Origin of the sequence: Mycobacterium shinjukuense (assembly GCF_010730055.1) — a bacterium.
Classification (GTDB): Bacteria; Actinomycetota; Actinomycetes; order Mycobacteriales; family Mycobacteriaceae; genus Mycobacterium; species Mycobacterium shinjukuense.
In genome coordinates this window covers 275,829-295,733 of the sequence record NZ_AP022575.1, presented here as the reverse complement: position 1 = coordinate 295,733, position 19,905 = coordinate 275,829, and the positions used below count along the sequence as shown (strand labels likewise).

General features: G+C 66.1%; 12 protein-coding genes, 1 tRNA gene and 7 pseudogenes. 5 read left to right on the top strand and 15 right to left on the bottom strand.

Translation table 11 applies throughout. The features are described 5' to 3' along the window. The first annotated feature begins 241 nt into the window (after window positions 1–241). Window positions 242–1,315, top strand: a complete 1,074-nt coding sequence (locus G6N20_RS01310; protein ID WP_083051659.1) for a patatin family protein — start codon at window positions 242–244, stop codon at window positions 1,313–1,315. Here G6N20_RS01310 and G6N20_RS20875 read toward each other — a convergent pair. The 9 genes and pseudogenes from G6N20_RS20875 to G6N20_RS20865 all read right to left on the bottom strand — a co-directional run. Beyond that, window positions 1,316–1,396, bottom strand: a pseudogene (locus tag G6N20_RS20875) (hypothetical protein); the annotation flags it as partial. It lies immediately after the preceding gene. A gap of 43 nt (window positions 1,397–1,439) precedes the next feature. After that, window positions 1,440–1,913, bottom strand: a complete 474-nt coding sequence (locus G6N20_RS01305) for an SRPBCC family protein (RefSeq protein WP_083051656.1) — start codon at window positions 1,911–1,913, stop codon at window positions 1,440–1,442. Between the two features lie 96 nt (window positions 1,914–2,009). Next, window positions 2,010–3,068, bottom strand: a complete 1,059-nt coding sequence (locus G6N20_RS01300) for an NAD(P)H-dependent amine dehydrogenase family protein (RefSeq protein ID WP_083051653.1) — start codon at window positions 3,066–3,068, stop codon at window positions 2,010–2,012. A gap of 78 nt (window positions 3,069–3,146) precedes the next feature. Further along, a complete protein-coding gene (locus G6N20_RS01295; RefSeq protein ID WP_083051651.1) occupies window positions 3,147–4,778 on the bottom strand; it encodes a long-chain fatty acid--CoA ligase in 1,632 nt (543 codons plus the stop codon). A gap of 107 nt (window positions 4,779–4,885) precedes the next feature. After that, window positions 4,886–6,112: a YncE family protein gene (locus G6N20_RS01290; RefSeq protein WP_083051648.1), complete on the bottom strand. Its 1,227-nt coding sequence runs from the start codon at window positions 6,110–6,112 to the stop codon at window positions 4,886–4,888. A 361-nt stretch (window positions 6,113–6,473) separates the two neighbouring features. After that, window positions 6,474–7,487 carry a peptidoglycan-binding protein gene (locus G6N20_RS01285; RefSeq protein WP_083051645.1) on the bottom strand — a complete coding sequence of 338 codons (1,014 nt, stop codon included), beginning with the start codon at window positions 7,485–7,487 and terminating at the stop codon, window positions 6,474–6,476. Window positions 7,488–7,686: 199 nt separating this feature from the next. Beyond that, window positions 7,687–7,760 (bottom strand) — tRNA-Leu (locus G6N20_RS01280). Window positions 7,761–7,808: 48 nt separating this feature from the next. After that, window positions 7,809–8,015, bottom strand: a pseudogene (locus tag G6N20_RS20870) (tyrosine-type recombinase/integrase); the annotation flags it as partial. Beyond that, window positions 8,000–8,182, bottom strand: a complete 183-nt coding sequence (locus G6N20_RS20865) for a hypothetical protein (RefSeq protein ID WP_232065564.1) — start codon at window positions 8,180–8,182, stop codon at window positions 8,000–8,002. The pseudogene G6N20_RS20870 and the gene G6N20_RS20865, both read right to left, overlap by 16 nt. Before the next feature lie 184 nt (window positions 8,183–8,366). On the opposite strand from G6N20_RS20865, the pseudogene G6N20_RS01270 reads away from it, so the two are divergent. The 4 genes and pseudogenes from G6N20_RS01270 to G6N20_RS01255 form a co-directional block, all read left to right on the top strand. Beyond that, window positions 8,367–9,305: pseudogene (locus tag G6N20_RS01270) on the top strand (IS1380 family transposase); the annotation flags it as partial. A 443-nt stretch (window positions 9,306–9,748) separates the two neighbouring features. Beyond that, window positions 9,749–9,950: pseudogene (locus G6N20_RS01265) on the top strand (IS3 family transposase); the annotation flags it as partial. An 8-nt stretch (window positions 9,951–9,958) separates the two neighbouring features. Next, complete coding sequence (locus G6N20_RS01260) at window positions 9,959–11,587, top strand: EspA/EspE family type VII secretion system effector (protein WP_158084801.1); 1,629 nt, start codon at window positions 9,959–9,961, stop codon at window positions 11,585–11,587. A gap of 102 nt (window positions 11,588–11,689) precedes the next feature. Next, window positions 11,690–12,052 (top strand): annotated as a pseudogene (locus tag G6N20_RS01255) (transposase); the annotation flags it as partial. Window positions 12,053–12,171: 119 nt separating this feature from the next. Here the strand turns inward: G6N20_RS01255 and G6N20_RS01250 are convergent. The 6 genes and pseudogenes from G6N20_RS01250 to G6N20_RS01225 form a co-directional block, all read right to left on the bottom strand. After that, a pseudogene (locus tag G6N20_RS01250) lies at window positions 12,172–12,985 on the bottom strand (ExeA family protein). Further along, window positions 12,982–14,390 (bottom strand): annotated as a pseudogene (locus G6N20_RS01245) (DDE-type integrase/transposase/recombinase). The pseudogenes G6N20_RS01250 and G6N20_RS01245 overlap by 4 nt, the downstream one beginning before the upstream one ends. A 54-nt stretch (window positions 14,391–14,444) precedes the next feature. Next, a complete protein-coding gene (locus G6N20_RS01240) occupies window positions 14,445–15,071 on the bottom strand; it encodes a hypothetical protein (RefSeq protein WP_163662697.1) in 627 nt (208 codons plus the stop codon). Between the two features lie 150 nt (window positions 15,072–15,221). Then, the gene (locus G6N20_RS01235; RefSeq protein WP_142272233.1) at window positions 15,222–16,064 is read right to left on the bottom strand and encodes a hypothetical protein; all 843 of its coding nucleotides are present in this window, start codon (window positions 16,062–16,064) and stop codon (window positions 15,222–15,224) included. Window positions 16,065–16,261: 197 nt separating this feature from the next. Beyond that, the gene (locus G6N20_RS01230; protein WP_083052439.1) at window positions 16,262–18,874 is read right to left on the bottom strand and encodes a S8 family peptidase; all 2,613 of its coding nucleotides are present in this window, start codon (window positions 18,872–18,874) and stop codon (window positions 16,262–16,264) included. After that, entirely contained in the window at window positions 18,871–19,827 is a 957-nt protein-coding gene (locus G6N20_RS01225; protein WP_083052442.1) for an AAA family ATPase, read from the bottom strand. The genes G6N20_RS01230 and G6N20_RS01225 overlap by 4 nt, the downstream gene beginning before the upstream one ends. Window positions 19,828–19,905 lie beyond the last annotated feature (78 nt).

Sequence of the window (19,905 nt, the reverse complement as noted above, 5' to 3'; positions counted from 1 at the left end):
GCGGGTTAGGGCCGACAACACTCCCAAAATCCGAAGCGCTCCATCACGGCGGCCAGTGTTGCACAGCTTGGCGACGTGAGCCGGAGCCGCAGCGCCGCCGGGTGTCGCCGGCGTCTCCCCAGCCGACGTGACGACCCACGTCGACGCCCCTCTGCGGTAGACCTCGGCAGTTGAAATCAGGGGTGCATCAAAACCGTCGGCCGGTTCGCTGTCAGGGTTTCGCGCCGCGCAGAATGAAGGCATGCCCGGACCGGTACCGTTGCGCGCGCGGGGGTCGAAAGCGACTCGCGTCGCGTTGGCGCTGGGCAGCGGCGGGGCCCGGGGTTACGCCCACATCGGGGTGATCCAGGCGCTGCGGGAGCGTGGCTACGAGATCGTCGGGATCGCCGGCTCGTCGATGGGTGCCGTGGTCGGTGGTGTGCAAGCGGCCGGCCGCCTCGACGAGCTGGCCGACTGGGCGAAGTCGCTGACGCAGCGCACCATCCTGCGCCTGCTGGATCCGTCGATCACCGCGGCCGGCGTGCTGCGGGCGGAGAAGATCTTGGACGCGGTGCGCGACATCGTCGGCCCGGTCAGCATCGAACAACTGCCCATCCCCTACACGGCGGTGGCGACCGACCTGTTGGCGGGCAAGTCGGTGTGGTTTCAGCGCGGGCCCCTCGACGCGGCCATTCGGGCGTCCATCGCCATACCGGGTGTGATCGCCCCGCACGAGGTGGACGGACGCCTACTCGCCGACGGCGGCATCCTGGATCCGCTGCCGATGGCACCGATCGCCGGGGTCAACGCCGACCTGACGATCGCGGTGAGCCTCAACGGCGGTGACGCCGGCCCGCCCCGCGACTCCGAGCCGGGGGTCACCGTCGAGTGGTTGAACCGCATGGTGCGCAGCACCTCTGCGCTGTTCGACGCCAGCGTCGCCCGGTCGCTGCTGGACCGGCCGACGGCGCGGGCGTTGTTGAGCCGGCTGGGCGCGACGGCCCCGGAGTCGGACTCCTGGGCGGAAGCCCCCGCGATCGGGGCGATCGAGGAGCCCCCGCCCGACCGGCAGGAACCCGATGGCGCCCCCGGACTGCCCAAGATGGGCAGCTTCGAGGTGATGAACCGGACGATCGACATCGCCCAGTCCGCGCTGGCACGCCATACGATGGCGGCCTACCCGGCCGACCTGCTCATCGAGGTGCCGCGCTCGACGTGCCGAAGCCTGGAGTTCCACCGGGCGGTGGAGGTGATCGCCGTCGGCCGGGCGCTGGCAACGCGTGCCTTGGATGCCCTCGAACTCGACCGGCCCGCCCCTCCCGCGATCGAGCGTTGATCAGACACCGCGCACCCGCGCGACGGCGGTAGCCTCGCGGCGGCCCTGCTGACGCCCGACGATCGCCGACCGGACGCGGCAGCGCGCGTTTGGTTGTCCCACGTCCCAGCTTGTCAGCCGGCGTTCAGCCCACCAGCTGCGCGGACAGCTTCTCCAGCACCCCGCGCGCGTAGCCCTTCCACATCCGGCCGAACAGCGGCAGCACCGGCGCGACGATGGCCGACTTCGGATGAATGGTCCACTGCCAGGTCACCGTCGTTCCGGTGCCGGCGGGAGCGAAGCTCCACCTGCCCTCCACCGAGGCGACCAGCGGGGCCAAGGGTCCCTTGATGTCGGAGAGCGTGTAGCCGAACGACCGTGGCGGGTCAACGTCGGTCAGCGTCTCGCGCACGCTGCCGCCACCGACCATCGCGATCACCCGGGTCTGGCCCGCGGCATCCCAATCCCCTGTTTGATCGCGCACCTCCTTGATCGGGGGGATCGGTCCATACCAGTGGGAACAGATGACCGGCAGCGAAATCGGCAGCGTGCCACCGTACGCATCCTCGACGGTCACCGGGATTGCTCGCGATTGCGCGACGACGACCGATTTGGCCATTGAACCCATCCTGCGTCGGGATCCCGGCCGGGTCGGGATCGGGTGGACCGATGCGGCAGAGCCGTAAGAACTGTAGCCGCGCCGATCACCCCGCCGTCAACGGCCCAGCCCGGGCGCCGCCCGCCCGGTGATCAGCGGCAGGTCGAAGAAGCTTTGGATGCCCGCCGGCGCCGCGCAGGTTGCGGGCACGGCGTTGACGCAGTGCGCCGCCGTCGCAACGATGCCAGGATTGCTCTCCAGTCCGGCCTGCACGCTCGGCGGCTGCCATCCCTTGATGGTGACAAAGGTGTCCGGGTTTCCACGCACCTCGATCTCGTAGCGCTCCCCCGCAGGCCCGAACGACCAAGGGGGATCAAGGTTTTCGGTTCCCATCAACCAGTTCACCGAGATCTCGACGACCACCTTGTCGCCCACCAGTGCCTCCCAGTGGAAACGGCGCCCGGCCACCTGCCCGGGTTCGATCACCCCGATCGGCGAGTCGATCGGCGCGGTGGCAACGGCGACCTCTTGCGACGCTCGGATCTCGGGTTCGGCGGCAAACCCCAGCCGGTCGACGCAGAGCCTGACCGACTGGCTGAACCCGCCGTTGAGCAGTTTTTGCATCGGCCCGGTCAGCGCGCTGTCCGGGGTGCCCCCGAAGCCCATCACATACCGCAGCACGTCCGGCGCCCGGTAACTGCGCAGGTCTGAAAACTCTTCGGAGCGAACGAAAGTCACCCCGGTGGACATCACCGACAGCAGTAACGGGAACAACTCGGTCACCGCCCCCGGCCCGATGCCGGCGCCGTGCAGGGTGGCGTTGCCCGCTTGGGCGGCGACCTCCAGCGGGGCGGCCTCCTTCTCGCTCGGGTAGAACCAGCCCAGCGGGGTGACGACGTTCTTGCCCGAGCGCAACAGCGCGGCGACCTCGTCGACGCTGGGCATCAACGGCGCGTAGATCACCGCGTCGGCATCGAGGGCGAGCACGTCGTCGATGCTGTTGGTGGCGATCACCCCCAACGGGGAGGTGCCGATGAGCTCGCCGACGTCCTTGCCGTTCTTGGCCTCCGAATACACCCAGCAGCCGACGAGTTCGAGGTCGGGATGCGCCAACACACCCTTGATCGCGGCCACCCCGACCGACCCGGTTGCCCATTGCACGACCCTCAGCGTCATGGCCCCCTTTCTACCCGCGAGCAGACGCAAAAGCCCCCATTTCGTGTCGAATTTGGGGGCTTTTGCGTCTGCTCGCGCCTAATCGCGCGCCTCGACGACCTGGTAGCGGCCCTGGGCATACCAAGCGCGGATGGCCTTCTTGTCGTACTTGCCCACACTGGTGCGCGGAATCTCGTCGGCAAACGCCCACCGTTCGGGTAACCACCAGCGAACCACCTTGTCCGCCAGGAACCTACGCAGTTCGCCGGCGTTGACGGCGGCGTCCTCGCGAACCACCACGACGGCCAGCGGCCGTTCCTGCCAGCGCTCGTCGGGAACCCCGACGACCGCGGCCTCGAGCACTTCTGGGTGCGCCATGAGGCAGTTCTCCAATTCGACCGAGGAGATCCATTCGCCGCCGGATTTGATGACATCCTTGGCGCGGTCGGTCAGGGTGACGAAGCCTCGCTCATCGATGCGGCCGACGTCACCCGTGCGCAGCCAACCGGAGTCGAACTTGGACGGGTCGCGTCCGCGGTAGTAGGCACCGGCGATCCACGGCCCACGAACCTCCAGCTCGCCCACCGCGACGCCGTCGTTGGGCAGCACCCGGCCGTCGTCGTCGACGATGCGGACTTCCACGCCACAGACCGGTTGCCCCTGGGTCCCGCGAAACGCCCAGTGCTGGTCGTCGGGGGTTCCCGGCGGCGGCCAGGCCATGGTTGCCAGCGGCGACGTTTCCGTCATCCCCCACAGCTGGCGGATCCGCACGCCGTGCTTCTCTTCGAAGGTGCGCATCAGCGACACCGGAACGGCCGAGCCGCCGCAGGCGACCAGACGCAGCGACGACATGTCGTGGTCGGGATCCTTCTCCAGCTGATGCAAGACGTCATTCCAGATGGTCGGCACCGCGCCCGCCAGCGTGGGCCGCAGGGTTTCCACCATGTGGATCAGCGATGCGGCATCCAGATGCCGGTCCGGCAGCACCAAATCGGCTCCCGCCATCAGCGCCGCATACGGCAGCCCCCACGCATTGGCATGAAACATCGGCACGATCGGCAGCACCCGGTCGCTGGACCCGACCCCAATCCCATTGGTGGTACACGCCGCCATGGTGTGCAGAAAACTCGACCGATGGCTATAGACAACGCCTTTGGGGTTTCCGGTGGTCCCGCTGGTGTAGCACATCGCGGCCGCGGCGGTTTCGTCGATCCGCGGCCAGTCGAACTCGGTGGGCTCGCCGTCGATCAGCTCGCGGTAGCCAACCACCGTCTTGCCCGATTCCTGCAGCGCCGCGGTATCACCCTGGCCCACCGCGATCACGGTGTGCACGGTGTCCAGGTCCGGCAACACCGGCGCCAGCAGCCCGGCCAGTGACAGGTCGACCAGGATCACCCGGTCCTCGGCCTCGTTGGCGACGTAGGCGATCTGCTCGGCGAACAGCCGGATGTTGAGGGTGTGCAGCACCGCGCCCATGCAGGGAACCGCAAGGTAGCTTGCCAGGTGTTCGGCGTTGTTCCACATGAACGTGGCGACCCGTTGATCGCCGGCAACGCCGAGGCGGCGCAACGCGTTTGCCAGCTGGGCGGCCCGTTCACCCAGCTCGCGGTAGGAGGTCTGGCGATATCCGTCGCCGGTCGCGGTGGTGACCGTGCGTAACCCGTGAACGCCGCAGCCATGCCGCATGATCGCGGTGACCGTCAGCGGGAATTCCTGCATCGTGCCGTACATGGATGTACCGCCTTACCGGTCTCGGCGCAGCACCGCCTGATGTCCTCGTCGCGCGAATGCTATCCCCGCCGCAACCCATCAGAAACGGGTTACCCCCTGAAGAACCGTTAGGCCAGCGCCGGCTCGTACTGCAGTGGCTCGGGCATGCTCCACCCGACCGACCCGGCGCGCTGCAGCGCCTGAGCATCGGACGCCGGGGACGAGACCACCGATGTCCTGGTGACGGTGCCGGTGAGGTCGGCGATGTAAAGGTAGCTCCCGTCCGGGCTTTCGACCACGCACGACGGCTGGTTGGTCCGGATCGTGCCGATGACGTCCGGGGTCTGCGTGCCCAGCACCGTGACGCGATCCTCGCTGACCAGGTAGGCGCGCTCGGTGTGGCCGCTGACGGTCAACCGGGTGACCAGGCCGCCGATCTCGCCGATCTTGCGGGTGTCGGTGATCTTGTTGGTGCGAGTGTCGATGACGTCGACCACCGCACCTAAGTCGGCGCCGCAGCTGGCGACGTAGGCGATGGCGCCGTCGGGGCTGAGCGCGATGTCGCGGACGGCGGCACCGATGTCGATGGCGGCGAGGACGCGCGGGCCCGTCCGCGCCTTTGTGCCCCGGGATGGGGAGCCCTTGCGACGCCAGCGCGAGCGGGTCTGCGGGCAGGTTGCGATCACGACGACCCGGCCGCCGGACGGGCCGTTGGCGCCCACATAGAGGCGACTTCCGTCGGAGCTGACGCGCACGCACGTCGGGGTGATGCCCGGCGCCTGGGCGATGTCGACCACCTCGACCCGGTCGGTGGCGGTGTCCAGCACCGCGACGTCGGCGCCGCGAACGCCAATTCGACTGGCGTAGACGTACTTTCCGTCCAGGCTGACGGTCAGGTCGGTCACGCTGAGGGCCACCGGATGGCTGGCGACAACCGTGTTGGTGGATATGTCGATGACGCCGATCGAGTCGTACGCCGGCGACACGGTGCTGACGTATGCGCGGTCGGCGTGCGCACCGCCCATCGCGATCGCGAACGGTTCGCCGAGGCCGGTGATGGTGTGCATGACCCGGCAGGTGTCGGTGCTGATGACCGACACGCTGTGGTCGCCGTAGTTGGCCACCAGCAGTCGGCTGCCGTCGGGGCTGATAGCAACGCCGCTGATCGGACCGCGTGCTACCGAAATTTCCACGGTGTCGGGCTCGAAGACCTGGATACCCCGGCCGTTGTGACCATCGCTGCCGGGCTTGTGGCCGTTCACATCTTTCTCCGAGCTCACCTGGGCACCGCCTTTGCTGTTGTCGTCGAACCTGCACGCGGGCGACAGGCGTCGTGACGGCTCCGTGGGACACATGCCGGCCCGGAATGGGATTGCAGCGCCACATGCGCTGTGATGACCGTGTTGACACGAGTCTAGCGGCCGAATTCCGGTGCCAATGAATTCCGAATCGGCCATTGTTACCTAGGTCACCTTACGAACTCAGGTGCTGCCCGAACAGCCATTGTTCAGCATTTCATCAGGCAGTTGACAGCAAGCCGCCAAGATGGCTGTTCACCTGGCATTTTCAGTGCCGTCAACCAATGCCCGACACGTCGCTTTACGCCGCCACCAAATAAGAAATTCTTACTATTCCGGAAAAGCACGAGGTAAATATCACACTGCACGCGCCGAACCCCGTCGAGTAATGATCTGCGGGCCAACCGATCGGCCGCGGTCAGGCGGCCGCAGCCGCCGTCGCGACGATCTGCACCGCGCGCTCGACGGCCGTTTGCCCGGTGAAGCTGGGCCAGTCGTGATAGTGGATGTGCGGGTTGCGAATCACGAAGTCGCCGACGACGATCGCCGTTCTGATCACCTTCACGAACGTCTCGGCCGTGTTGGCGAGGTTTAGCAGGCCCAGGAACTCATTGCTCTGGATCAGGCTGAGGATCTTCAGCGCGAACGGCAGGTCTAGCTCCAGGGGGGTGAGCGCCTGGTAGCCAAGATGCAGCAGCGTGTCCTCGGTGGTGGTCGCGTACATGTCACCGTCCAACACGAAATCGTAGGTGCGCGAACGGAACTGCTCGGGCGTATAGAAGCCCGCGATTCCAGCCCCCGGCGGGTTGTTGCCAACCCGGGTCGGCCCAGGCGGACGGCAGGGGCTGCCGAACTGAATGACGGTGATGAGGTCACCCGCGCGATGCGCCAGCGGCTGGCCGGGCAGCATCAGCCGCAGTGTGCGCACCACCACCTCGGCGCCCTGGCTGTATCCGCTGAGGTAGAACTTGCCGGCGTTCATGAGGATGAGCCGCATGAGTTCGGCCACGCCAAGCGCGACCGATTCGTTGTAGCTCAGGAACGGGTTGGGGTACAGGAAGCCGGCGGCCGGGTATCCGACCGGCTGGTTGCGGACCCGGCCCAGCTGTTCGAGCCGCCAGCCGACATCGAACTGCGGACCCACAAAGGGTGTTTGCCAGGTGCCGGAGGCGCAGTAGAAGAACGGCAGGGCCGTCGGCAGCGGCGCCGGTTGTTCGAAGTTCAACCCGAGGCGACCCAGGGTCTGCGGCCCGGCGATGCCGTCGACAACCAGCCCGGCGCGTCGTTGGAACTCCCGGACGACGGCGGTGGTGCGCGGTCCGTAGCTGCCGTCGACCACGAGGTTGGAGTACAGCGGATAGTCGCGATTGAGCCGAGCCTGCAGCAGCCGAACCAGGTCATTGGTGTCGCCGGGACGCAGCACTACCGCCATCGGAAACCCCTTCGGTCGGCGTTGACACCTCCCACGGTACGCCCGCGGGAATCCTTTCCTGAGCAAGGTGAAAACGCGGCAACCGCCGTACCCGCCGGATTCGCCGGTGTCCGCCGGCGAGGCGGTGGACAGGCTCGGCACGCCCGGACCGGTGGCCGAGCCGCCCTTCAGAAACGGTCCCTCACCGGCGCCCTTTCGGTGCCCCCAGTCGGACTCGAACCGACACTGGGCGGATTTTAAGTCCGCTGCCTCTGCCAATTGGGCTATGGGGGCTTTGCAGGCCAGAGCCTATTTCGTGGCTGGCTCCGGGTCTGCCTCCGGCTACAAATACCGCAGTGATACCGCGGTGCTCTCGATGGCCTTACCCAGCGCATCGGCCACGCCACTCAGATCGTCGTTGAGCAGATGGCCGTATCGGTCGAGCGTCATCGCCGCTGTTGCGTGTCCAAGGAGCCGTTGCACGACCTTGACGTTAGCGCCTGCGCTGATCGCCAGTGAGGCCGTAGTGTGCCTCAGACCGTGCGGGAGCCGTCCACCGACAATCCCCCCAGCCAGGTCGAATACGACGCATAGCCAATACGCTTCAGTGGCACGCCCGCCCATTTGGGAAGGACCACGGTGTCCAGCAGGGAGCGATAGCCCGCGACAGTTTTGGGCTTGCGGTGCTGCTTCGTAGCGAACCACTGCTCGGCCACCGAATCCGAATGTCTCGGCGCTCCTGCGTGGATCGACGTATTCCCCGCGCTGCGCATCGGCGGTCAGCCCGTTGAGGTAGGTCTGCGCGTCAGGTTTGCGCTGGAAGCTCTTGCTGCGCTCCTCTCCGGCGCCGTCAACTCGCCTGACGCGCCAGCGCGAAACCCGGCCGTAGACAGCACCCCGCTGCTGGCTGGCGCCGACGAGCAGATGTTCTTGGACATCGACTCGCTGCTGCGCCCGGTCTACGGCAAGGCCAAACAGGGCGCCTCGTGCGGGCATGCCAAGATCGCCGGCCGCGCGCTGCTGCGGCTGGGCCTGTCCCCGCAGATCACCACCATCTCCACGGCGACCGCCCCGCCGGTGATCGCCGAGGCGCAGCTACGCAGCGGCAAAGCCGCCTCCGGGCGCGGTGCCGCGTCCCAGCTCAAGCAGGCGATCACCACCGCGAAAGCGATCAACCCGGACGCGCCGATCATGGTGCGCGGCGACTCCATGTTTGGCACCAAGAAAGTGATCACCACCTGCACTCAGCGAGGCGTCGAGTTCTCCCTGTCGGTCAGCCGCAACAAGCGCATCAGCTCCGCGATCGAGTCCATCGACGAGGCCGCCTGGATCCCGGTGCACTACCCGGGCGCGGTCACTGACCCCGACACCGGGGCGCTGATCTCCGATGCCTAGGCCGCCGAGACCCCCTACAGCCTGCGCCCGGGCCGGCACCGCACGCTGACCGTGCGGCTGGTGGTGCGCCGGGTCAAAGACACCCGCTACCCCGACGCGCTGTTTCCGGTGTGGCGTTATCACCCGTTTGTCACCAACTCCACCCTGCCGGTCGCCGAGGCCGATATCACCCACCGCCGCCACGCCATCATCGAAACCACTTTCGCTGACATGATCGACGGCCCGCTGGCGCACATCCCGTCGGGGCTGTTCGCGGCCAACTGCGCCTGGCTGGCCTGCACGGTGATCGCCCATAACCTGCTGCGCGCCGCCGGGACCCTCGCCCGCGGCCACCACACCATGGCCCGCGGCGCCACCCTACGCCGCGACCTGGTCAACGTGCCCGCCCGCTTCGCCGCCCCGGCCCGCAAACCAATGCTGCACCTGCCCGCCCACTGGCCCTGGCAAACCGGGTTGAAAACCCCTGTAGGACAAAGTCATCGGCTCCTGCTACCCGACCGCCCAACCCCGCGCCGCCTGACCCCACCGACTAGCCCCTTCCACCCCGCCATCCCAGGCCCGACCCGAGAAACCCCAAAGGAAAGCTGGTACCGGCCAGCGGATCACACATGCCCCGTCACGCCACACTCGGCCCCAGATCAGGGCAACCGCATCCACGCCATCACGAAATCGCCCATCCACGGATTCAGGCTTAGTCTGGACCCCGCCGAGGGCTCATGACACAACCAAGCGCCAGATGGCGACCTACGACGCTGCCGGACCTCGAATCGGCGATCAGCAATGGGCTGATCGAAGAGAATCATCTGCTTGAAATCAAGCGTGAGCTCAAGTCCGGTCAGAGTGCAAACAAAGACATCGCAAAGGACATCCCTGTGCGCCAGGGTTAGGTGAGACAGGACTCCCCGTTTCGCCGCGGCCCGCTGAGCACCCTGAGCGAGGTCGAGTACATCACCGCCGACTACATCGCCTGGTATAACCAGCAGCGCCTGATGCACCGCCTCGGACGCATTCCACCCGCCGAGGCCGAGTCCCTGTACTATTCCCACTCGTGACCGACCGGCCGGCTCACAAAACCCCGAGGGTGCATGAAACCCGGGATGGTTCACTTTCACCGGGTCGGCAGTAGTTTTGACAAGTCGGTATACAGCGAAAGGATTCAACCGGAAATGACAAGTCCTCGAGAGGTAGAAAGTACTGGAAATCCGTTCTACAATGTCGGTTTCGACGAGACATCTCATCCTTTTCATTCGCGCGGTGTCACCTGGCGCTCGACAGGAAAAGAAGAGGATCCTGGTGACGAAATGGATCCTGGGGGCGAATCATCTGGTTCTGAACGTGGGGGTAAAGAGGAAGAGTCCGACTCCGAGTCTGAAGATTCAGAAGTAGAAACATCCAAATCCGAAAAATCTTTGGATCGTACTGGTGGCGGTAAAGAGGAAATACAAGCCGAAGACAGCGGATCTGAAACCGAAGAGACTAAAGACCTTAAAGCCGAAGAACCTGCTAAAGATGGGTCTGTTGATGAGGTTGATAAGTTAGGTAGCGACGCCGCTGAGCGTAATGTATCTGATGAAGTTGATTCTGTTGATTGCTTCGGTCACAAAGCCGCTGAGGTTCAAGAGGGCGTTAAGGTTGAAAATCCCGTTGAGCGTGCTGGTGGCAAACCTGATGAGTTGAAGACGTCGGGTGCGGCGATTATTCAGGCGACGATAGCTGTTCTCACCGCGATGACCTTGTTGGATGGGTTTGGGGATGAGAAGGGGGAAAGGTTCGGCGCGGGTGCCAAGAAGTTGGAGTCCCTTGCTGAGCGGCTGGGGTCGGCCTGGTCGGATCCCGAGTGGCAGGGGGTGGCCGCGCACGCTTATGACACCCGAAACAGCAGGCTGCGGGACCTGATCGAGCAGATGGCCGACGCGGACAAGACGATGGCACATCGAGTGAGCGAGCACGCCGAGAAGATCACCGCCACGCGCATTGCGCTGGGCACAAACATCGGGTTCCTTACCGCCTGCGGCTTTGTTGCGGCATATCTGGAGTCCCTGGGGCAGTTGGCCGCCTCGATCGCCCTCCAAATACAGGTGTGCACACCCGCGCTGGGCGTGTGCGCCACAATGCAGGGCCTGTTGATCAAGCATGCCGAACAGACCGCATCATCGATACATGACGCGATCGCCCACTACCACCAGGTGTCAGCGGGCGCCAGTGCAATGCGCCCGGCCATGTCGTTGACCGGCGGGGCGCCGACGGGGGCGGGTCCGACCGGTGGCGGCGTGGGCCGGCCCACGCACAGGACGCCACGGGTGACCCCGGACGAGCCCACAATCCCCCCCGGCGCGCTGGCCGGGCCCGCTACCCCCGAGAATCACACCGACGACCCAGGGGATCGCCGGCCCACACCACCACCACCCAGACCGCACCCGGTCAGTGCAATACCGCACACCGCGGCCCAGACCACCAACGCTGGCTTGCCGGCCACACCGTCAATGCCAGTCCAACCCCGCCGATCCGCGGCACCCACCCCAGCACGGCCCGGCGCCACCCCCCAAACCCCCACACCGCCCGAGAACACCCCAAAGACCACCCGCACCGCCACCCGCACCACCGACGCCGACGACCAGACCACGGCCGCCACCACCAACCACCCAAGCCGACGCGCACCCATCAACGACAACCACGCAACCAGCCACACCCAACAACCCCAGAATCCCACCACGCGCACCGGTTGACACCTATCGGCAAACACAGCACCGCCGCAGCACCAACAACCATGCACACACTGAACCGTCCCGCGTTTGATGCGCACCTTCTTCCTTGGGAAGGTGCATGCCATGCCGAGCAAGTACGACCCGGAGACCCGGGCGAAGGCCGTGCGTCTGGTGCTGGAGCATCGGGAGGACTATCCCAGCGAGTGGGCGGCGATCACGGCGGTGTCCAAGCGGCTGGGAATGACCGCCGAGACGCTGAGAAGCTGGATCCGTCAACATCAGGTCGATGACGGCGAGCGTGACGGTGTGTCGTCGGCGGCGGCCGCGGAGATCCGCGCGCTCAAGCGTCGTAACGCCGAGCTCGAACAGCGTCGAGATCCTCAAGGCAGCAACGTCTTTCTTCGTGCGGGAGAGCGACCCGCGCCGCCGCCACTGACCGGTTCGGTCTGCGAGTTCATCGCCAGCCACAAAGACCGTCTCGGGGTGTTGACCGGCATTCAGGATGAGCATGGTGGCGGCGTTGGTGATGAGGACGTTTGGCATGAAATGACCCCGCCGGGGGGTGTCCGGCGGGGTCGGTGGTGGCTAGGGTGTCGGTGTGGTGTTCAGTCTGCCGTGACTTCGGCGATGGCTGTGCGGGTGGAGGATTCATCCACGATGGCCTTATCGGCGGCGAACGCGGCAACGAGGGCTTGTAGTGCGAGGTTGTTGACCGCGCGTGGATAGCCTCGGCTTGTCTGATGCACGAGGGTGACCGTGTCGTTGGAGAACAGCGTGTCGTCACGCCCGGCCAGGGCCAGGTGGTGGCGCAGGTAGCTTGCGGTCTCCTTGTCGGTCATGGGCGGCATTGCGTAGCGCAGGCCGATTGGGCTGGTCGAGCGCGGCGAGCACGCCAAGTTTCATCCGGCGCCGTAGCGTGGGCTGGCCGATGAGCAGGCACGCGAAGGGGCTTGACGAGTCGAGGTCGTGATTGGTCAAGAGCCGCAACGCTTCCAACTGGTCATAGCCGAGCAGGTGTGCTTCCTCGACGACCACGACAGGGGTGCGTCCGCGCTCGGCTTGTTCGGCGGCTAGGGCGTCGGCGGCTTGGGGAGCCAAAGTTGCGTGGTGGGTAAGGGGTTGTCCGCCCAACGAGGCGACGATGCGGTGGTGGATGCCGCGCACCCCGACGGTGGGGTCGGGCAGGTAGATGACGGCGTGGCGGCTTCGGTCCAGGGCGGTCAGCGCGGCGCGCACGGCTACCGTCTTGCCGGCGCCGACCTCGCCGGTGATCACACCGATGCGGCGGTCGGCGACACACCAGCCGATGCGAGCGACCGCTTCGTTGTGCGCGCCGTGGCGGTGCAGCATGGAAGGGGCCAGATCGCGGCCGAAGGGGATGCGCGAAAACCCGTAGTAGGAGATCAGTTTGTCCATCATTTCGGTTGGGCCTCCTGGCCGGTGAGTAGGTCGAGTTGCCCGGGGATCTGGTCGGTGTTGGCGGTGAGGGCGGCGTAGTTGACCTCGCGGGCGAGCTCGGCGGCGTGGGCGGTTTCGATCAACTGCGCGTAGTCGATGCCCGACGGTCGGGGTGGTGCGGAGGGGGTTTCGGGTTTGGCCTTGGGGTGTGCATGGCGTCCGATGTGATGCGGGATGGCCAGGCCCATCGGTACGCCGCCGGCACGGACCTGGATGCGGGTCAAATCGAACGGGTCGAACACCAGCTCTACCTTGCGCCCGACCAGCGCCGGGTCGACCTCGTAGCTGTTGCCGTGCAGCGAGACGGTGGCGGTCTTGGTGACCCGGCGGTGCTCCTCCCACAGGAATGCCTCGGTGAGCGCCTCTGGGGCGGGCAGCGCGACGGAACCGGCAGCGCACCAGCGGGCCAGCGGGTCTGCCCGGTTTCGGAATGCACCTGCCGGTGGTAGACGGTTTCGACCCCGGCCGCGAACAGCCGATTCAATTCGTTCAGGTCGGTCACGTGGTGGCGGCCGACGGTGTCGGGTTCGCCGCTGATCTCAACCAGGAACTGCTCGCGCACCGTCCTGAAGAACCTCTCGATCTTGCCCCGCCCTTCGGGCCGACCTGGTGTGGAATGAACAAGACGCACACCGAGTTTCGCGCATGCCCGCAACAGCCACGTGTCGACGAACGCCGAGCCGCAGTCGACGTAGATCGCCTTGGGGACACCGCGGGACGCCAGCGCCGGGCGCAGCGCGGCGGCTAGGCGCACGGTGTCCTCGGCGTAGCCCCACCGGTAGCCGGGCAGCAGCCGGGAATGGTCGTCTAAGAACGCGAACAGATACGTCTTGTGGACAGTAATTCGTATGCCGTGCAACGCATCTCCAGTCCACAGGTCGTTCGGGTGCTCGGCCTGGAACCGGCCGAACACCGCGGGCGCCGACCCGGTGGCGGCGCCGGTCAGGCCGAGCCGGTGAAAGTTGCGCTGCAGGGTGCGTTCATCGGGCGCCCAGCCCAGCTGGGTGCGCAAGATCCGCCGGATCGCCGCCGCGGTGCGTTCCGGGTTTTCCCGACGCAGCGCCACCGCCAACTCCAGCACCTCGACCGGAGTGCGCGGGGTGCACTGGCGGGGGTTGGGCACCAGCGCGTCAAACCCGCCGGCCCGCCAGTCGCGGATCCAGCGGTCGATGGTTTGACGGCTCATCCGCACCCGCCGCCCGAACGGGTCGACGTGCTCCCGGGAAGCCAACTCGCGCACCATCTTCCCGCGCTCCTTGGTAGAAAGCGCCGCATCGGCGGCCTCCCGGATCAACTGGTACCGAAACAACCCGATCGCCCGCGCACGCTCCGCGCGCACCTTCTCCTCATCGCCGCCGACCGCCACCGGGCCGCTCCCTTCTGTTTGCTGTCGTTGAAAAACACACAACAGCGCACAGATTTACGGCGTGATTCGCGCCGCCGGCAGGGTCGACTCGTGTTGCACCGGCTCGCCGGGCCAGCCCGGCGCCAACAACCGGCCACCCGAAACCGCTACCGCCACCTCGGCCAGCGACACCCTGGGCAGCGAAAAACGACGCCCGATGGCCGCCGCGAGCGCGACAATCGCGCTCACCGCATCGATGAACACCCCGCCGGCCGCATCGGGCATCACCGGATCGGCAGCCACCGCGGCTAGCCACACGGTGAACACCCAACGCACCGCCTCGGCCCGCTCGGCGAAGCGCCGTAGCCAGCCCCGCACCGTCTCGGCCGGCCGAGCCACATCCGCAGCGATCCGCCGAAACCCCACCCGGCTGGCGCCCTTGGCCACCAGCGCCGACACGACCACCGCCGCGGTGTCCGCACGGCGCAGCAACGCCGTCACCGGCAACAACACATGCGTCACCCCGCACCCGGTGCACCGCGACCGGCGTGGATGCAGCTCCACCGGCCCATCCACGCCGCGCAACTGCCGCGCCCGCGCCCGCCCCCACCCCGCCAGCACACCCCCGCAGAACGGACAGCTCAGCTCACCAGCCGCCAACCTGCGCTCGACTAGACCGACATCTGCTTCTACGGTGACCACAGCGCCTCCGAGCGCGAAAAGGCGGCCCTCCCGTAGCACTCGGCCAAGAGACGACGGGAGGGCCGTCGCCTACCAATGACTTGATCACCGTGCCGCCCCGGCACCACACACACCAAACCGGGCACCAACCGGCCGACACGCTCCTCACCGTCAGCGCCGGAACCCTACCCCCGCGTGCTCACCCTGAATGCCCCCGAACATTCGGTTATCTCGTAGGTCGCTGAGCACCCCGATCAACACATCGCAAAACCGGTCGCTCGCATCGGAGATGTGCCGCAACAGCTCACTGTCCAACATCCGCCGAATCCGTTCGTGCGCATCGCGGTAGCGGTTGTTCTCGTCTTCGCTGAACGAACACACCTTCGTAAAGATGATGGCCACATCGAGATTGGGATCGCGGTAACCCAAGACCGCACCGTATGGATCAGCAGCCGCAGCCGCGTCGTCGGCGTCCTCATCAGCCGCAATCTTCGCGTTGACCTCCAGCGCCGACTTCATGCTCGCGCCAACGTCAGCAGTACGCTGCTTGATTTCTTCGAGTGATGGCAGCCCTTCGGCCAACCAGCGCCGGGCGTCGCGTCGCACACCGTCCAGGGCATCGGTCAGGGAGCCTTGCGCGGACTCCCGGGTTATTCGATCTCTGACGTCGGGTGTCGTGTAATAGTCCACCGTCGCCGACGTCATCACCTGGGCAAGTGCGCGAAAGGTCTCGAGGATGATCATCATCGCCGGACTGGTCGGCGGTGGTGCGGTGTCGGGCGAAACACCGTCCTTCCATGCGTCCATAGCGTTCTCACAGAAGTCGAACGGGTCATCACCCGCGATGTCGCCGAGGGCTGCGATGAAGTCATCCAGCCGGCTGACCCACTCGCGTACCTGCGCTACGTCTTCATGTTCGTCCACGTCCGTGCCTTTCCTTGTGTTGTCACATGGTGTGTAGCTCCCCTCTTGTGGGCAGCCGCCCAGAATGTCAGATGGGTCCGACAAAAACACGGCCTTCCCGCCGGGCCCCGAAGCACCGACGAATCGTCGTAAAAGTCGTCGTATCGCGACACATCGAAAGATGTTTGGCGAGCAGCGCTTTCGACAAGTGCATCAGCACACGGGTCTAGCCGCGATCTGGTTGAACTCGCTGGCCGTTCTGCCGAGCACGTGGTGGCCAGGGCTACTTACGGGTGTACGCACCATCGTCAACCGACCACTCGACCTCGCGCACGATCCCGCGCCCTCTGGCGCAATGCAATTCGCACTTCGTCGTGAATCGTGGTTGAGGTCTCCTCGGCCGTCTCGACCGAGACGACGAGCGCGTAGCGCACCTCCTTGCCGGCCCCCAGCCGTTGGGCATCGTCCATGCACTCAACGTGAATAGGGAACGTGTCGCCGTCGCCGAACACCATCGCCCGTGTTCCTTGGACAATTTCATGCTGGAGGCTGCCCCTTCTGACCGCGTTGTGCTCGGCGCCGTTCCGGTCTCCACCGGCAAGGGTGGTGTCGGGTGTCGCGAAATAGACCTTCGCCCCGCGATACCGCGTCAGCTGACCGACAGTAGGGGCCATGAACGCCAGTGTGATGGTGAAGCGATGCCATTCGGCGCGTGACCGAAGTGACGGCGGGAGCGGTAGCTCGTACGTGTGGCGCTCGTCCCGCGCGATGCTTCCGCCGGCAAGAAGAACGGCCCGATTCGTCGCGGCGGTCCCCAGTCTGTCGATGTCGATGCGGCCGTAGCCGAGTAGTGCGGTCACATGGCGGCGGGCCTGCTGGCTGTCGAGCCCCAGTTCTTGGCGGAGTCCCTGTTCCCACTCGCCCCAGCTGCTCGCATGGGCGAGCAAGGCCCGCACAAGTAGCGGGTGATATAGCCCGTCGGGCAGTGGTGTGTCGTCGGTGCCGGGCAGGCCGGCTTCGAGAATGTCGAACAGGCGACTGGCCTCGCGGGTCACCAGCGCGGCGGCGTTGCTGGTGCCAGCGGAGAAGGTGGTCTTGTTGGTTGCGCCCGCTCGGTCCGGAGCAGCGACCTGGAGGCCGGGGCCGGTTGCCGATGTCTGCGCGCGCTCAAGGGAGATGGTGTCTTCGCCGGAGATGATGACCGGGCGCGTGTAGAGGATGCGACCGCCGACATGGAGAAGGTCCGGCTTGACGGAGCGATCGACACCGGGCCCGGTTGCACCGTAGTGGGCAGGCGCGCCCGGATGGGTGATGTCCCACACGGTGTCGGGCACGTCGAGGTCGCCGAGACCATCGTCATGGGTCGCGCCGACGGTCAGTGCGTTGAGCGCGTCGCCTGGCGGGAGGATTCCCCGCGCAAGGGTCGTACCGTAGACGGCCCGCACCGCAGCTGACCGGGTGGCGTCAGGATCAGTCGCGGCGTCGGCGGGAATCGTGATCGGGTCGAGGTGGTTGCCCGCGCTGACGACGAACAACAGGTTGTAGGAATGGGCCAGCCAGTCGAGAAGCCGCCCGACAGGGCTCATTCGGCGCACGAGCGCCCTGGCCTGTGCGCCGATGGACAGATTGACGATCCGCACACTGGGCGCAGCCGGGTCGCGGCCCGCCTCGCCTTCCTGGATGCGCCGGATTGCGCGGTGAAGCAGGTCGGTGAACAGCTGGTTGGGGACGACTTGCTCGGAACCCGCCGGACGTTCACCGGGAACCATGATGGGCCGCACATACAGCGGCCGGTCCAGCGGTTCGCCGCGCGCGGAAAGATCGCCGTGAACGATGAGCGATGCCATCGCCGTGCCGTGATGGCGTGAGGACACCGGGTAGTTCTCCCCTAGCCCGTCGGGGTCGTCAATCAGCAGCCTGCCAGCCAAGGCGTCGTGGTTCGGGAAGGGAAGTCCGTCCAGCAGCGCGATCCGAGGAAGCCCGTCGACATTCTTCCCGGGAGGAAGTTGCACCTCAGCGACGGGGTCGAGAGTCGCCGGCGTGACGCTCATTGGGGTGAACGGGCTGACGAACATGACCTCGTCGGTGGTGAGTAGTTGGATCGATGCTGCGCCGTCGTTCAATACGGACTGCACCTGCTGAATCGGCAGCTCGGCCAGCAGTGCGTGGTAGTTGATGGCATCGATCTGGGAGCGATCGAGGATGCGTCCGCCGCTGCTCGTGATGATCTGCTCGACGTGCGACTCGGCTGTTGTGCGCTGTGCGGCGTCCCGGCGGTGCCACAGCTCGACTTCGACCATGACGTTATTGACGGACTGGCCGACGACCTCGAGGGTTTCCTGCCACCAGTCGCGCAGGCCCGTTTCCCGGATTCGGTCCTCAGGTCCCCAGCGCCGGATCGCGGTCAACTGCTCGAAGGCTGTCTTGAACTTCCCCAGCCCGCGCTCGAACGACGCCGACGGGTCTTGTTGCCACAAGGCGAACAGCCGCAGAAGCTCGTTGACAGCCTTGGCGTTCGACATCACAAGGTAAAGCGAGTGCGAGACGGGTTTGTCTGTGCGACCCGTGGCCCGATCAATCACGTGGAAGTCGTCGTCGGGTTCAGTGAAGTCTCCAAGCATCTCGGAGAGGAACTCCAGCCCGTCGATCTTGTTGATTGCGTTGCGAAAATCCTTGACGCTGCCCGCGAGGTCAAACACAACCACCAGAGCGGGATCAACCTCGTCCGTTGTGTCCGCGGCCAGGCGTACCCGCTCGGCGTCGAACGCCGCAATCAGTTCCCTGAACTGGGGTGTCAGGCGCTCTCCCTGTCGACCCGGGGTGGGCTTCGACAGGCGCGGCATACCCCGCGGGCGCTGCGCCGGCCGTTCAGAGACGACTGGCGGACCGAAGGCCAGAAGCGGCCTGCGCTCCGCCGTCAACCCTCGGCCTCACCGCGCCTGTGCTCGAGACGCTCCTGAACGATCCGTCGTAGGTTGCTGTCCGGCAGTTCCAACACCGCCCGGCGTCGTACGTCTATCGCGAACTCTTCGAGCTCTGCGAAACTCGCGCCCGCCAGCTTGTCAGCCAGAGTCCGCGGAGCGAAGCCGAGATCACCGCCCAGACGCTCGGTCAGCCGTTCCAGGAAACGGGTCGCCTGCGAGCGGCTTGGGGGGTCTAGCTCGGCGCGAATCTGGAAGCGCCGCCATGCGGCGCGGTCGAGCAATTCGCCGTGATTGGTTGCGCCGACAACGATTACATGGGCCGGGAGGCCATCGATTTGGAGCAGTAGCGTAGAGACGACGCGCTTGATCTCGCCTGTCTCGTGCTCGTCCGACCGCTCCTTGGCGATGGTGTCGAACTCATCGAGGAACAGAACACACCTACGGGTGCGGACGAAGTCGAAAACGTTGTCGAGCCGGGCTGCGGTCTCGCCGAGAAAGCTGGACACCACGCCCTCATAGCGGATCACGTAGAACGGGAGCATTAGCTCGGAGGCGATGGCTTCCGCGACACTCGTCTTGCCGTTGCCCGGAGGGCCTGACAGGAGGAGCCGATTGCGCGGTTCGATCCCGTAGCTGCGCAGCAGTTCGGCGCGCTTGTGCTCCTCAATCAGCTCGGTCACCACCCGCCGGGGAACCGGCGCGAGCTCCAACTCGTCTATACGACGGTTCGGCACGACCTCCTGCACCAGGTCGCGAATCGCTCTGGCACGATCGTCACGGACATGCCCCTGCCCCGTAGTGGTGATCAGCTCAGAGAGACGGTCGGCGAGCAAATGGTGCTGGTTGGCACGTTCCTCAGCGATAACGGCCTCGACCAGGACTCGGAAGCGATCCCGATCACCGCGACGCTCAGCCTCCACGAGGTCGAGGAGCAGGTCCGCGCGCGCCATCCTTGACCTCCGCATATGGTCACTCCGCCGCCAATGCCGCGATCCTATCTTCGGCGATGTCCACGCTATCGAGCTGCA